This is a genomic window from Tenacibaculum sp. 190524A02b (assembly GCF_964036645.1).
Taxonomy (GTDB): domain Bacteria; phylum Bacteroidota; class Bacteroidia; order Flavobacteriales; family Flavobacteriaceae; genus Polaribacter; species Polaribacter vairaonense.
The window spans coordinates 4,121,418-4,136,116 of the sequence record NZ_OZ038525.1 but is presented as its reverse complement, the minus strand read 5'-3'; the positions used below and the strand labels follow the sequence as shown (position 1 = coordinate 4,136,116).

Below are 14,699 nucleotides of genomic sequence, written 5' to 3'. Positions count from 1 at the left end.
TAATAACAATAATTCAATTTTTATTCGTTTTACGCACAATGACTCTGAAGAGATAAGAATTAAAAAGATAAATGAAAGCAAGGAGAAGCTAATTGTTGAAAGAATAAAATCGACCTTAAAAACAAAAAATCAGTAGTTAGACTTTTCAATATGACAATTCAAAATTATACAGAACACATAAATCAATTAGTTCAAGAAATTGGAGTTTCAGAGGCTGAGATATTTAACCCTGAATTTTCTCCTAACCTTGAAGAGTATCTAAATATTTTTTCATTTTATCAAGAGGCATTATTGCACAATAATGATTTTGGTATTGAACCAGCTTATTTATTTTTCAAGAATGACTTCTCTCTTAATGCAGCTGCAACAAAAACGTTAAATGATGTCTACTTAGTTTCAATTAACATGGGTACTATTAATTGGTTAATTGATCGATTAAAAACCAATAGTGCATTGGTTGAAGAAACAGATATTAATTTGTTCAGAATATTGTCACCCTATCTTGATATACCGATTAATAGATTATTATATCAAGCTTGTTGTCATTTTACTTTTTATCATGAAATGGGGCATCTAATTCAGAATTCTGATTTATTATTAGATACGTTAAGAGAGAATCCTAATGGTAATGTAAATTATGATTTTAATAGACATTTGCTGGAAATAGACGCAGATACATTTAGTGCCTTATGTTTGGGGACTCATATATTCCAATATTGTGATCGTCTTTTTGGTGAGAATTTTTCTCAAGAACAGTTGGAAGGTTTGGTCGTTTTATTTTCAATATCTATATTTCTTTATTTAATTTCTTTTCCAGGTAACTCTTGTGAATTTTATTTGAGAGAATCTACACATCCACACCCTGCCCTCAGAATAACAAATTTATTGATGGTTTTAACTCACTATTGTAATAATTCACTTGACTCGAGAAACAGTGGTTTCACGATTAATCAAGGAAATATGTTTATTTACGCAATGGAAATAGCGGAAGAACTTCAAGATTTCTTCTTTGAAGCACCGTTGGTTAGCAATTATAGACAAACTATGATTGATAATAGGATAGAAGCAATCACATACTTATCAGAAATAGTAGATGCAAATAATGAGTTAGAAATTACGGCTACAAGTAAATGGAATATTAGGCATGCTAATCAATAAAAAGGACAGTTTGGGTCTGTCCTTTTTTTATTTGTGTTGTCTATTATTTCGAATAAATTTATTCTCTTAAGTCAACAACAATATCGCTCTCTTTTATGATAAATAGTGAATTATATGATGTTTAACCGTACTTCGAGTGCTATATATTGTAATGTTATATATAAAGTTAACATTAAAGAAAGACTAAGTTAATACCTATATTAATTCTCATTTAGTCAGTGAATCTATTTTTGTTACTGATTTTTAACAATAATAATTTACTACTTTATGACAAGAAAACTACTAACCTTACTATGTTTATTTGTGAGCATATTTATATATGCACAAATCCCAACATATTATAATGATGTAAACCTATCTCAAACAGGTAATTCATTAAAAAATGAACTAGCAACTAAAATAATTGCCACCCACACAAACTTTTTAAGTTATACACCTGAAGTGTGGAATGCTTTGAAACAATCTGATTTAGATCCGAACAATAGTAATAAGGTTTTACTAATTTATGGATATAATGATAATGACGGAGTTTTTAAGACTGATAGAACTAGAGATAAAAATGATAATGGCGGTACTGTTGGTACTTGGAATCGCGAACATGTATACCCCAAATCTTTAGGGAATCCTAATTTAGGTACTTCAGGACCTGGGTCTGATGCTCACAGTTTACGTCCTTGCGATTCTCAGATGAACTCAACAAGAAATAATAGAAAGTTTGGAAACGGAAATGGAAATTCAGGTATACAGTCTTCAGGTGATTTTTATCCTGGAGATGAATGGAAAGGAGATGTTGCTAGAATGATGATGTATATGTATTTACGTTATGGAAGTCGATGTTTACCTAAAAATGTTGGTACTGGAACATCTGTTTCTTCTGATAGTAATATGATTAATTTGTTTTTACAGTGGAATGTTGAAGACCCTGTAAATCAATTTGAAGATAGACGTAATAATATACTTTCAGGTATTCAAGGAAATAGAAATCCTTTTGTAGACAATCCTGCTTTTGCTACTCAAATTTGGGGAGGTCCACAAGCGGAAGATCGATTTGGTATTGGTTCAGGTAATGATACACAAGCTCCAAGTGTACCTCAAGGCTTAATTGTTTCTAATGTAGGTAGTACTTCTGCTACTTTAACTTGGTCTACTTCTAGCGATAATGTAGGAGTTGTTGGATATGACGTGTACAGGGGAAATACTAAAATTGGTTCTACAGGTTCTACAACTTTTACGGTTACGAGTTTGAGTTCTAATACTACTTATACTTTTAAAGTTATTGCAAAAGATATAGCAGGTAATGTTTCGAATGCAAGCTCGACGGTATCGGTTACAACTCTTGGAGGTGGTTCATCTCAAGAGCTTTTCTTTTCTGAGTACATAGAGGGGTCTTCATATAATAAGGCTATAGAAATTGCAAATACAAGTGGTAGCTCTATCAATTTATCTGGCTACTCTATCAAGAAACAGACTAATGGTTCAGGTGGCTGGTCAAGTACCTATAATTTAAATGGCTCACTGAATAATGGCGATGTTTTTGTAATAGCACATAGTTCTGCTTCTTCAGCTATATTAAATGTAGCTGATGTTACTACTGGTAATGGTATTGTTACTTTTAATGGTAATGATGCTATTGGTTTGTTTAAAAACAATGTGCTAATTGATATTATAGGTGTATTTAATTCTTCAAATACTTTTGGTGCTAATGTTACCTTACAAAGAAATACTACTAGCCCTAATATTACCTATACCATTTCTGAATGGAATGTATTTGATGTAAATACATTTAGTGGTTTAGGTACTTTAAGTGGTGGTGGAAGTTCTGCTGATACCGTTGTTTTGAATCAGGCTAGTTTTGAGTCTGGTTGGGATAGTTGGTCTGACGGAGGTGGAGATTGTGCACGTTATTCAGGGTCTCGCTCGTATGAGGGAAGCTACTCTATTAGAATTAGAGATAACTCAAGTACAGCTTCATCTATGACTTTAAATTCAGTTAATATTAGTTCTTATGATTCTGTTGAGGTAACTTTTAACTTTTATGCTTACAGTATGGAAAATGGCGAGGACTTTTGGGTACGATATAACGATGGCTCAGGTTGGGATACAGTAGAATCTTTTGTTTCGGGTAGTGATTTTGATAATAATAATTTCTACTCTGCTACCGTGACGTTAAATAGGAATAATTACAATTTTGTAAATTCAGGTAGTTTCAGGTTTCAATGCGATGCTTCGTCTAATGCAGATCAAGTTTATATAGATAATGTTACTATCCGTGGTGTATCTGGTAGCTTTTCAAGGAGTGCTAAAGCTAATATAGTTTCATCTAATGTTACTACTTCTATTGAGTATTTATATAGTTTAGATACTAATAATAATCTTAATGATTTAGAGGAAGATTTTGTTGTTTATCCTAATCCTGTTACTTCTAATGAATTAAATATTAGTATTAATGACGCACCTGATGTTTCATACAAAATAGTGAATATGATTGGACAAACGGTGAAAACAGGAATAGTTAATATTAATCCTACTGAATTAGATGATTTAAAAACTGGTCTTTATGTTATTGAGGTAAATGACGGTGATGAATTAATGAGTAAGAAATTTCTAAAAAAATAAAGGTTAAAAACTGCCCGTTAGTCTCGGGCAGTTTTTGATTATAAAATTGTAATTACTTAAGATATATAAGCTCCAATTTATTGAGTAATGAAAGGGAAATATTAGTTTTTATAATAATGCGTTATACCCAACGAAATTGCATCAAAAATAGCCATTGAATAGTGTTCTGGCTGATGAGAAAGTCTTCTTTGTGGTAATTCAACAGGTAATTGTTTTAAATTTTCACTTATCACTTTAGCTATTTCATATTTAGAATGTGCATGAAAAGAATTAAATACAAATCGAATATCATTACGTGAGTATTTATGCACATTAAGATTATTTAATAAGGCATGGTTTTCTATAAGTTTTATTACTTTTTGAACTCTTTTAGATTTTCGAGAACCATAACCTTTTGAGTTTTCAAGAATAACAATTTCAGGTAAATAGAAATCTATCTTTTCCTTTATTTTTTTTAAAAGAACTTTGTTTTTAATAGGGTATTTATGAATTACCACATTATAAGCATTCAGGACGGTTAATGCGTCTTCAAAAACAGCTATTGAAAAACCTCTTGAGTGTACAAAAAATGCTACTATAACCCTTGTTTTTCTTTTGTTAGGTTGTTGACTCATACGATGAATCAGTGATTATTTTATTGACAATTTCTTTTAGAAAAGATACTTTATGCTTGCTTTTAGGTGATTCTTCCATTTCTAAATCTGCTATAAGGTTTTTTATTCTAATCATTAATACATCAACCGTTTCTTTATATATAGAAGCAAAAAGATCTCTTAATGAAACATCGAAAAGCATATGATATACAAGTTGTAATTCAGGCGTAGGATTTCTGTGTCCATGTTCATAACGGACAAGATTACTTGGCTTCATATCAAGAAGCCTTGCCATGTCTTTTTGATCAAGAGGAGATTCTGTGCGTAAATTTTTAAGTAGTTTTTTTGAATGTGTCATATTAAATTAAAGTGCCAGTGGGATTAAGCTCCACTGGCACTTTGCATTGTAACGAAGTATATTTTTCGATTCTATTATGCACACTGTATTCATAAAATTACCCAAATGGATAATTTTTTCGTGGTGCGTACAATATTCAACAACAAACTCAATACTAAATGGTTCGCTAGGCATCTTTATAAACTTCAAAAATAATTTAATTATCAGACACTTAAATTTAATCAGTGTAACTTATTTTGAGTGTTAAATAGATGAGTATAGGAATAAACTTGAAAATTCTTTACTTTCGTAAGGTATAAATATTGAACTACCCAAGAATATGAAATTACGTGTTGAGAATTATAAATCTATAATAAGTGATTCTTTTGATTTCTCTCAAATAAATATTTTGATTGGAGAAAATAGTGCAGGGAAAAGTAGTATTATTAAACTCTTTCTTTTATTAAAACAAGGTATGATGGGGTATAAAAACCGTACTTCATTCAATTTAGCTTTAAAAGGCGAGTATTTTGATTTTGGAAACTTTAAAGATTTAATATCATTTAACAAAGTAGATGAAAAAATTGTTTTTGAATTTGAATTTGATAATTATCATGAGTTTTATGTAGAGTTTATAAATGATTTTTTTGAAAATTATATAATTCAATACGATCAAGAGGTGAAAGATTTTATAAATTTTACTATTGACAATGTAGTTAAATTAAAATTTGAATTTGATTCAAATATAAAACATCATTCAGGTGTGGTTACAACTATTTATAATGAGTATATAGGAGAAATTACTTTAGAGTCATTTGTTAATGAAAATGTTACTTTTAAAACAGATTCTTGTAATTTATTATTTAATGAAAAAGGAAAAGTAACAGAATATTCTTCTATTGAATTCGAAAAAGAATCTTTTTATAAATATTTAAAGTCTGATTCTTTATTAGAAGTTATAAAAAAACAAGAAAGCAATCTTAATGATAAAGAGATTTTTATAAAGTTTCTACCTATTTCTTTTTTATTAATAAGTCAAAATTATTTAGAGGTCATATTGGATAGAATTACTTATATAAATCCTATTCATTCTAGCCCTAAAAGATATTTTATTATTGACGATCCCAATACAATAAGAGATGATAGTTTAGAATCAATGGTAAATTTATTAAATGATGAAGAAATAATAACTCCAGAAACCAAAGTTCAACTTTTAAAAAGATTAAATGATGCAATTAATTTTCTAGGAATTGCAAATGAAATTAAACTTGAAGAAGCTTCTAATAATATTCCAGTAGTAGAAGTAAAAGCCAAAATAAGAAATTTTTGGAGTAATATTATGGATGTAGGTTATGGATTGTCTTTACAGTTACCCATAATATTTAAAATTATTATGAATGGTATTATTGGAAGAGGAAATTTAATAATCATAGAACAACCAGAAGTTCATCTACACCCCCAATTACAAGCTAAGTTTATTGAAACAATCATTAAATATGGAGGAGAATGTAGATTTATTATTGAAACACATTCAGAGCATATTATAAGAAAGCTTCAATTATTAGTAAAAAATAAAGAATATGGTTTAACTCATAAAGATGTATCAATACATTATTTCAAAAGAAAAGAAGAAGGTAGTCAAATATCAAATCATAAAATATTAGAAGACGGGAGGTTGTCTAAAAATTTACCTTCTGGATTTTTTGATTCATCTTATTTACTTGCTAAAGAATTATTATAATGATTTTTACCCCCGAAGTTGATGTTTTTTTAAAATATCTAGAGACAAGAAATAAATTCAGAAAATCAAATACAGAATTAATAAGACAAAATATATTTGAATCTCCTGAAAACATTATTGTGTTTAATAAAGACTTTATAAACACTATTGAGTCTATTATTGATGAAGACCATTATTTAAAGGACTCTTGTAATCAATATATAAAAAAATTAATTGATAGTATAGATAATGGTAGTATAAATGCTGGGTTAAACCTAGATATATTAGAAAAAGAAATAGTGTTTAGGCAATTAAACCAATATGAAAGTGAAAATGTATTAATTGGTGTCTCAGAAAAAAAAGAGAATTTAGAAGAAAACAATAGAATTCTAAATTTAAATAATATTGTTAGGTGTAATAAAAATTATATTTTTTCAAAGTTACTTACAAGTCAATACTGCAAAATTAGTTATTTAGATTTTGAAGAAAATTCAAGTGTAATTCCTGTACTTAATCATGTTTATTCACTATACAATGAAATTAATAAAGTAATTATCATTGATAGATACAGAAATTTAGATCATCAAATCTATGATGGTCTAATTGAAAAATCTCCCATATTTGACTATTACACAAAAAATATTGATTTAATTGGAGTTAAGTCGATAAGAGATAAATTAAAGAGGTATAAAATCTATAATACAAATGACCCAAACTTGATTCATCAGAGAATGATTATATTCAATAAGGTTTTAATCACTATCGATGAAGACCCTTATAATATTTTGTCAAGAAACACTTGGACTTTCACGATAGAATACTCAAGTGATTCAATTAGTAAAATAAAAGAGAATACATGTAATTATTTCACTTCTACTCTTCATACTAAAAGTTGAATATTTCTTTGACCTCTACATCTAAATTTTTAACTTGTTTACTAAGAGCCTTTCGATACTTAATAAGTTCTTTTTGAAAAAAGGGAACGGGTGACTATACGTCAATACTAATCTATGTGCTTGCTTAAAAGGTACAATTTATATGTCAAGTGTAATTTTACTTTAAAAAGAATGTTTTAGTTTAAGGGGTGCTTAAACATCTGACCTCTTAAATGCTCGGCAGTTGTAGAAAGGTAAATAGTTGTTGTAGTAATATCACTATGTCCCATCATTTTTGAAAGGGAATAGATGTCACAACCTCCCTCAATCATAAGAGTAGCAAAAGTGTGTCTAAGACGATGAATGGTAAAATCTATTTTTGTTGCATCTTTTAATTGACGGACTAATCTTTTCAATCCACCGTCAGTATATCCTTTGTTCCTATTAGAAGAAACAAAAAATTCGGGACAAGTTTTTTTAAGTTTTTTCCGCTCTTTTAAATAACGTCTTAAACTTAAAGCTAAAGTATGGCTAATTGGAATAATTCTGTCTTTACCTCCTTTACCACTTCGTATAAATATAGTGAGGTTTTCAATATCTACGTCACTTAGTTTTAATTTAAAAAGCTCACTCTTGCGTAAACCAGCATAAAGAAAGGTAGCAAAAATTGCGTGGTTTCTATAACGCAAAAAGTCAAAATTATACGGGTAATTAAGTGCAACATCGAGCAGTTTTAAGGCGTCTTCTTTTGCGATTTTTTTAGGGAGGGATTTTTCAATTTTAGGAGTTTCAATCTCTTCAATATAGTTCCTTGGTAAATAGTCCTTGGTAACGCAAAAGCGGAAGAATACAATTAAGGACTTGTGATAAGTTAAAAAGGTTCTTGGTTGCCAATTTCTTTCAATACGTCCATTAATAAAAAACTGTCGAGTGTTCTGTTCATTAATTTCTTCAACGTTTGTAATATTTAATGATTTACAAAAGAATTTAATTGCCGTGCGATAGCTACGAATCGTCTCTTTTGAATACCCTTTGATGTATAATGAATAATCACAGAATTGTTCTGCTAAAATATGTATGTCCATAATAAAGTAATGTGTTAATTATCTACACTACTTTTTAATAGAGCCACCATTGGGAATTGAACCCAAGACCTCCGACTTACCATGCCGACGCTCTGACCAACTGAGCTATGGTGGCGGTATAATTTCGTAAAACCCAGCCCCTCGTTATGAATGGAGAGGTCGGGAAAACGCTAAAAAAATAAAATCAGCCTTATATCATAAGCTAATCCAGAAAATGGAACTTGCCCAAAGAATTACCATTTAGATGCTCTGGGTTAAATCTCCATATTTTGTTATTTTATAAGGCTCTTAGCGTGATTTTGGGGTATTGTAGAGCGCATATCTCACGACCCTCTCCCGCCAATCTTTTACGACGTTCTATTAAAAAACAATGAAATAATTATATTTAATTAATAAATGTTTTTCTGGATACTTTGTAGTATATATGAGCTAATATGAATCATCAATATTTAATTTAAGGATGTCATCTACTAAGTGTTCTACATCTAATGAGCGTAAATACCTTTCAGTCATACGTAAATCGGTATGTCCCATAAGTTTTTGTAGATTGGGTAGGCTAATATTATTTTTAGCCAAGTTACAAGCAAATGTGTGTCGTAATTGATGAAGATGAAAGTTAACTCCTGATATTTTTTTCATGCGTTTTACCCAGTGTTTAATCCCATGCTCAGTGAGTTTACTGTCTTTATTATTAGATACAAAAAGGGCTTCCGATGTATATCCTTTTCTTTCTTTGAGATAATCTTTTAAATGCATTTTTAAAATTGGATTGATAGGGATTCTCCTTGTCCTCTTAGATTTTGATGTTTTGCCTCTTATGGTAATTACACTACTCTCTAAATCAATATCTCTAACTTGCAGAGAGAGAAGTTCTGTTTTTCGAACACCAGTAAAAAATAATGTGCTAATGATTGCAGTATCTCTCCGAAGTAAAAAGGTACTTTGAGAATGTAATGTGATGCTTGAGTATAATTTCTCAACATCACTTTTTTTGATAGCAGGTTTGTTTTCATATATTTCTTTTGGCTTTGAAATATTAGCTAAAGGACTTTTTTCTATATGTTTATTAGCTTCCAACCAAACAAAAAAGGGATTGAGTTTATTCCAGTATGAGGCTATGGTCGTTGCTTTAACTCCTACTTTTACGGTATCTTTTCCAACAATTCTTTTTCTTGTTTGTAATGACTTAAAAAACATATTTATCTTAGTTTCTGATAAATGATGTGGGTAAACAATATCAGGCACAAGGCTGATAAGGTGTTTGTATGAATTTTTATAACTTTTAATGGTTGCAGGTCTACGTCTGAGCGTATACTCGCATATTTGGATATATTCATTAAATAAATCATCTAATTTTTTATTTTTCATATACTGTGACGGTACACTGGATAGAAATAAAATCAGGATACCAAAGAGCTATACATGTACCTATACACATGAATTTGTGTTGGTATAAGTGACCTCTAAAAACATTTATCAAAAAGATCATACTAGGTGTATGAATTTTTGGAATCCTTATGTTAGTTACTTTGCAAAAACCAATTTCCGTAATGACGGAAAACTTTTTGGTATTTTTCAAAAAGACCGTTTAATGCACATGTATATCCTTGGAAAAACAGGAACAGGGAAGACTAATTTACTAACAACTCTTATATTACAAGACATCATACATAACCGAGGTTGTGCTGTTTTTGATGTACATGGTGATTTACTTAGCAACATTCTTAATTGTATACCTCCAGAAAGAATAAAAGATGTTATACATCTTGATATTTCAGACCCTTTTTTAGTGTATCGGTATAATCCACTTCGAAAAGTTAGCGAAGAAAAAAAATCATTAGTAGTTGGAGGTTTATTAGATGCTTTTAAAAAATTATGGAAAGGAGCCTGGGGAGTAAAATTAGAGCATATTTTACGCTATGTTATATTAACCCTTATTTCACAACCTAAAGCCAGTTTAGCTGATATTCCTAAAATCATTCACAATATTTCATTTAGGAACGATTGTGTAAAGAATATAGAAAATAAAGAAGTTTTAAGATTTTGGAAAGAAGAATTTCCGAAATATTCGAAGAATGATATTGTTCCTATTCTTAACAAGGTTGGTGCATTTTTAGCTCATGCAAGTGTTAGAAGATTTCTTATTGAAAATCCTAAAGATATTTCATTACGCAAATGTATGGATAGTTCAAAAATACTTTTGATTGATATTTCAAAAGGGAAGATAGGTTCAGATGCTTCACATCTTATAGGTTCTATCCTTATCACTTCCTTGGCAAATGCTACTTTCACAAGGATTGATACGGAAGAAGAAAAAAGAGTTCCTTTCCATGTATTTTTAGATGAATTTCAGAATTATACTTCACCGAGTATCTCTAATTTTTTAAGTGAATTAAGAAAGTTTAAAGTATCAGTAACACTAGCAAATCAGTATCTCTTCCAATTAGATATAGATATTAAAAATGCTGTTCTTGGCAATGTAGGAACATTAATAGCTTTTAGAACAGGACAGCAAGACGCTAAATATCTTGCTCAAGAATTTTATCCTGAGTTCCAAGCATCAGATTTTACTAATCTTGAGAATTACGATGTCTATTTAAAACTAATGATATCAGGAAAGCCCAGTAAACCTTTTTCAGCTACTACTGTTCCGTATATAAAAGTTTTATAGAGTAATAACTTTTTGGTTATGCCTGTGGTGGGTATTGTGGTGTCCTGATCTATTTTTAGAGTTGATATACACTGATTTCAAATAATCCTTAATTAAATACATTATGAAATCAAAAACAACTAAAATCTTATCAGCCCCAATTCACACTGTTGAATTACATTACAAACGTCCACCGATTGAAAAACTTGTTCATATTACCAATTCTAAAGAAGCAGAAGAATATATACGCAGACACATTAATACCCAAAGAATCGATTTAAAAGAGTTCTTTTGGATCGTACTCATGACTGGCAGTGGACATGCGTTAGGTTTTGCTGAATTAGGTTCAGGAACAACCAACCATGTATCAGTAAGTATTCGCGAGATTTTCCAGTTAGCACTGATTTCAAATGCTTCTGGAATTATACTTTGCCACAATCATCCCTCGGGAAAACTAAAAAGCTCTCTCGAAGACAAAGCTTTAACAGGACAAATCGAAGAGACAGCCAGTATTTTTTCTATTAAACTTATCGATCATTTAATCATTACCTCAGAATCCTATTATTCGTTTCAAGACGGAGGATTGTTATAAATCTTAATCTACGTTCTCATTGCTATGCCTAAGACACCCATTACCTATTACGGTGGAAAACTAAATATGCTTAAAGAAATTTTACCGCTGATTCCTGAACATAAAATCTATGTTGAACCCTTTTTTGGAGGCGGAGCTGTTTTCTTTGCTAAGAAACCATCAGAATCTGAAGTTATTAATGACACCAACAGTTTGGCTATTACTTTTTATGAAGTAGTAAAAACAGATTTTGAAAATCTCAAAGCAAAAATTGAGGCAACACTTTTTTCACGAGCCACACATTCTGTTGCTTGGAGTATTTACCGAATGCCTCATTTATTTGATCGGTTACAACAAGCATGGGCATTTTATATTGCCACCTGTATGGGGTTTGCTTGTAAAATTTCGTCCTCATGGGGATATGATAAATATGGAAAACGGGTAAAAGCATTTCGTAACAAGAAACTCATTTTTAATACCGAAATAGCAAAACGATTAGAGCATACACAGATTGAAAACAACGACGCTTTAAAAGTAATTCAAAGCCGAGATACAGAAGACTCAGCATTTCATTATGTTGATCCGCCATATATCAATAGCAATCAAGGACATTATGGCGGATACTCTGAACAAGACTACATCAACCTATTAGACACCTTATCCAAGGTCAAAGGTAAATTCCTCCTCAGTTCTTATCCAAGTGAAATTTTAACCAAGTATATCAATACACACGGTTGGTATAGTAAATCTTTTGAAAAACCACTTTCGGCAAGTAAAGCAACTAAGGGAGTAAAGAGAAAACGAAAGGTGGAAGTTTTAACCGCTAATTATCCGATATAACAATGTCTAAACATTTAAATAATTACCTATGAAATTTACACCTATTACTTTCGATCCGAATTTTCTCAAGGGAGAAGAAGATAGTACCATGCTCGCTCATTTTTGTTATCACGCAAGAGGACAAGGGTGGAGTGAACAAGAGATTGATAACTTCATTCGCATTGCTCTTAATGGAGATGATGACCACCTCTTTAATATGATTAAAGAAAACTGTAGACCAAACTAAATATTACAGTGTATATCTGACAGCTAACTGTCTGATGTAACAAAAACAAATATTCACCTGTGGTAATTTGCCACTAAAATTTAATACTTATGAAAAAACTCATTGACAAAACCGTCAACCTGAATTTGGTTGGCGTAAATGGAAATGCCTATATGATTCTTGGCATATTTAAAAGACAAGCCAAACTTGAGGGTTGGACAGATGATGAAATTAACACCGTACTCACCGAAGCTGAAAATGGAGATTATGTTCATCTACTCGCTACCATCGAAAACCATTGTGAACCTAAAGATGAAACTGATGACGATTAAAGAGCGTAAACGGATTCTCTATTTTTTAGAAACCTTAATGGTAAATATTGAAAGTGTAGAGGAAGATACTGTTAATCCTGAATTTCTGAATCTATTTTCAAGAAAAGAACTCGTTGATATGGTGCTATGGCTTCATACTAATTATGACAAAAGTATACTCACAGAAAAAACAGATGCTGAGTTACTAACATCACTTAGTGATGATGCCAATGTACTTGCGTATGTCATTGAAAAATGGAAAGCAGATACTATTAGAACCCCAACACTTTCACAGGAAGAAGTACATGAGTTCTTTGATCATTTTAACCTCTGGTCTCATTACTTGAAAAGCAAACCCGTTGAATCTTGGGATGCATATGACGTCAGTAATTACTATTCCATACTCTACAGACATGGAAAGACACGGCGTGTGTTTGCCATTTTTACAACAGACGTCAGAGATGAAGATAAATATGTCGTAACCACAGAACCGAGTTATTTTTTTGATACAGAGGAAGAAGCTCAAGAAGAAATACAGCGATGTATTGAACAAGAAAACTTCACAGAGGGAGATTTAAAAGTACTACCTCTTTGGAAAATTGATACCTAACATTTTAAAATTACATACCATGAATAATTCAATAGTTGATGTTCTTATTCAGAACATCCAAACCGACCAAAAATTACTTGAAGAAACAGAAGCTAAAATTGATGAAATCAAAGAAAGCAAACGTGCCATTGCTGATCGTTTAAAAGACCATCGCAGAGATATTTCTGTAATGCTTAAATATGCCAACGTGGAGCAAGTAAAAAAGATTGAAGAACTAGGTTTTGATTCTACTGAAACCAGTACAGGATTGAATCCTGTAGCTACCATTGCCTTTGATATTATTCTTCAAGCTAAGGATACCAAGCTAACCAATGACGCTTTGTACAATGCCTATGTAAAGAAAGAAAAGAATAAGGAAAACGTAGTTAATTACACTGAGTTTAACATCAAATGTCGTTCGCTCTTTAATTCTCAAAAATTAATCAGAACGAAAGGTAAAGACCCTAAAAGTTCACGAGATGATATCATCTCTTTAAATGGTAGTATACAAAAGAAACCAGTAGAGAAATCTACACCAAAACAACCTTTAAAAAATGAAAAATGATAACTATTTGGATCTTTTCAAATCCAAACAAAATGCGATTTATCACGCTACTTGGATGAATTTCAAATACCGAGTAGCCAAGATTATCTCAGGGGTTCTGTATGGTAGAGATGATTGCTTTGCGGTATGCGAAGAAGCAACAGCAAAAGAAATGGGACGTACTTTTTTAGATATTCTTCCAGATTATTACAGTAATCTTTCTTATGACGATATCCAAGAAATACGAACTGATGTAGAACCTGTAATGCCTTGGGAGGAAATTTGCGGATTATTCTCAGCTACTGACGGAGAAACCCTAATGTATATTATCAAAATGAAGATACCTCTTGAAAAGCTTATCCGCTATGAATTGGCTTTAAGAGAGCGTAACGAACATAACCATTTCTGTGGTCTTGAAAAAGCTAAAGAGATTTGGTTGAAATAACTGAATATGAAAACACCTGAAAGGGTGTTTTTTTAACTCTTGCTAGTTATTGGGTATTTATATATACTAAACTTGCTCAATTAAAACTTTTATTCGGTCTAAATGCCAAAATGAGGCAACAGAGGGTTTTTATTGAGCAATTTAGATCTTTTTTCTGTTG

The 14,699-nt window shown here is 30.9% G+C and carries 16 protein-coding genes and 1 tRNA gene; 12 read left to right on the top strand and 5 right to left on the bottom strand.

The window, feature by feature from the left end; all coding sequences use genetic code 11:
• The first annotated feature begins 150 nt into the window (after positions 1 to 150).
• Together ABNT65_RS16655 and ABNT65_RS16650 are read left to right on the top strand one after the other, a co-directional pair.
• Entirely contained in the window at positions 151 to 1,158 is a 1,008-nt protein-coding gene (locus ABNT65_RS16655; RefSeq protein ID WP_348746377.1) for a hypothetical protein, read from the top strand.
• Between the two features lie 267 nt (positions 1,159 to 1,425).
• A complete protein-coding gene (locus ABNT65_RS16650; protein ID WP_348746376.1) occupies positions 1,426 to 3,774 on the top strand; it encodes an endonuclease in 2,349 nt (782 codons plus the stop codon).
• 101 nt (positions 3,775 to 3,875) lie between these two features.
• On the opposite strand, the gene ABNT65_RS16645 is transcribed toward ABNT65_RS16650, so the two are convergent.
• Together ABNT65_RS16645 and ABNT65_RS16640 are read right to left on the bottom strand one after the other, a co-directional pair.
• Positions 3,876 to 4,388 carry a hypothetical protein gene (locus tag ABNT65_RS16645; RefSeq protein ID WP_348746375.1) on the bottom strand — a complete coding sequence of 171 codons (513 nt, stop codon included), beginning with the start codon at positions 4,386 to 4,388 and terminating at the stop codon, positions 3,876 to 3,878.
• A complete protein-coding gene (locus ABNT65_RS16640; protein ID WP_348746374.1) occupies positions 4,372 to 4,725 on the bottom strand; it encodes a helix-turn-helix transcriptional regulator in 354 nt (117 codons plus the stop codon). Before ABNT65_RS16640 ends, ABNT65_RS16645 begins: the two co-directional genes overlap by 17 nt.
• 319 nt (positions 4,726 to 5,044) lie before the next feature.
• On the opposite strand from ABNT65_RS16640, the gene ABNT65_RS16635 reads away from it, so the two are divergent.
• Positions 5,045 to 6,445, top strand: coding sequence for a DUF3696 domain-containing protein (locus tag ABNT65_RS16635; protein ID WP_348746373.1), 1,401 nt, complete (start codon positions 5,045 to 5,047; stop codon positions 6,443 to 6,445).
• Positions 6,445 to 7,320 carry a hypothetical protein gene (locus ABNT65_RS16630; protein WP_348746372.1) on the top strand — a complete coding sequence of 292 codons (876 nt, stop codon included), beginning with the start codon at positions 6,445 to 6,447 and terminating at the stop codon, positions 7,318 to 7,320. The genes ABNT65_RS16635 and ABNT65_RS16630 overlap by 1 nt, the downstream gene beginning before the upstream one ends.
• A gap of 176 nt (positions 7,321 to 7,496) precedes the next feature.
• Here the strand turns inward: ABNT65_RS16630 and ABNT65_RS16625 are convergent, their stop codons facing one another.
• The 3 genes from ABNT65_RS16625 to ABNT65_RS16615 form a co-directional block, all read right to left on the bottom strand.
• A complete protein-coding gene (locus tag ABNT65_RS16625; protein WP_348746371.1) occupies positions 7,497 to 8,384 on the bottom strand; it encodes a tyrosine-type recombinase/integrase in 888 nt (295 codons plus the stop codon).
• Positions 8,385 to 8,425: 41 nt separating this feature from the next.
• A tRNA-Thr gene (locus ABNT65_RS16620) sits at positions 8,426 to 8,499 on the bottom strand.
• Between the two features lie 314 nt (positions 8,500 to 8,813).
• Positions 8,814 to 9,752, bottom strand: a complete 939-nt coding sequence (locus ABNT65_RS16615; protein ID WP_348746370.1) for a site-specific integrase — start codon at positions 9,750 to 9,752, stop codon at positions 8,814 to 8,816.
• Between the two features lie 130 nt (positions 9,753 to 9,882).
• Between ABNT65_RS16615 and ABNT65_RS16610 the strand changes: the two genes are divergently transcribed.
• The 8 genes from ABNT65_RS16610 (at position 9,883) to ABNT65_RS16575 (ending at position 14,539) form a co-directional block, all read left to right on the top strand.
• Entirely contained in the window at positions 9,883 to 11,055 is a 1,173-nt protein-coding gene (locus tag ABNT65_RS16610) for a type IV secretory system conjugative DNA transfer family protein (RefSeq protein ID WP_348746369.1), read from the top strand.
• A gap of 103 nt (positions 11,056 to 11,158) precedes the next feature.
• Positions 11,159 to 11,626, top strand: coding sequence for a JAB domain-containing protein (locus tag ABNT65_RS16605; RefSeq protein ID WP_348746368.1), 468 nt, complete (start codon positions 11,159 to 11,161; stop codon positions 11,624 to 11,626).
• A gap of 24 nt (positions 11,627 to 11,650) precedes the next feature.
• The gene (locus tag ABNT65_RS16600) at positions 11,651 to 12,445 is read left to right on the top strand and encodes a DNA adenine methylase (protein WP_348746367.1); all 795 of its coding nucleotides are present in this window, start codon (positions 11,651 to 11,653) and stop codon (positions 12,443 to 12,445) included.
• A gap of 28 nt (positions 12,446 to 12,473) precedes the next feature.
• Positions 12,474 to 12,671 (top strand): hypothetical protein, encoded by a 198-nt coding sequence (locus tag ABNT65_RS16595; RefSeq protein WP_348746366.1) that lies wholly within the window; start codon positions 12,474 to 12,476, stop codon positions 12,669 to 12,671.
• 89 nt (positions 12,672 to 12,760) lie between these two features.
• Positions 12,761 to 12,982, top strand: a complete 222-nt coding sequence (locus tag ABNT65_RS16590) for a hypothetical protein (RefSeq protein ID WP_348746365.1) — start codon at positions 12,761 to 12,763, stop codon at positions 12,980 to 12,982.
• Positions 12,972 to 13,571, top strand: coding sequence for a hypothetical protein (locus tag ABNT65_RS16585; RefSeq protein WP_348746364.1), 600 nt, complete (start codon positions 12,972 to 12,974; stop codon positions 13,569 to 13,571). The genes ABNT65_RS16590 and ABNT65_RS16585 overlap by 11 nt, the downstream gene beginning before the upstream one ends.
• The gene (locus tag ABNT65_RS16580) at positions 13,561 to 14,115 is read left to right on the top strand and encodes a hypothetical protein (protein ID WP_348746363.1); all 555 of its coding nucleotides are present in this window, start codon (positions 13,561 to 13,563) and stop codon (positions 14,113 to 14,115) included. Before ABNT65_RS16585 ends, ABNT65_RS16580 begins: the two co-directional genes overlap by 11 nt.
• Entirely contained in the window at positions 14,105 to 14,539 is a 435-nt protein-coding gene (locus ABNT65_RS16575; protein WP_348746362.1) for a hypothetical protein, read from the top strand. Before ABNT65_RS16580 ends, ABNT65_RS16575 begins: the two co-directional genes overlap by 11 nt.
• Positions 14,540 to 14,699: the final 160 nt, after the last annotated feature.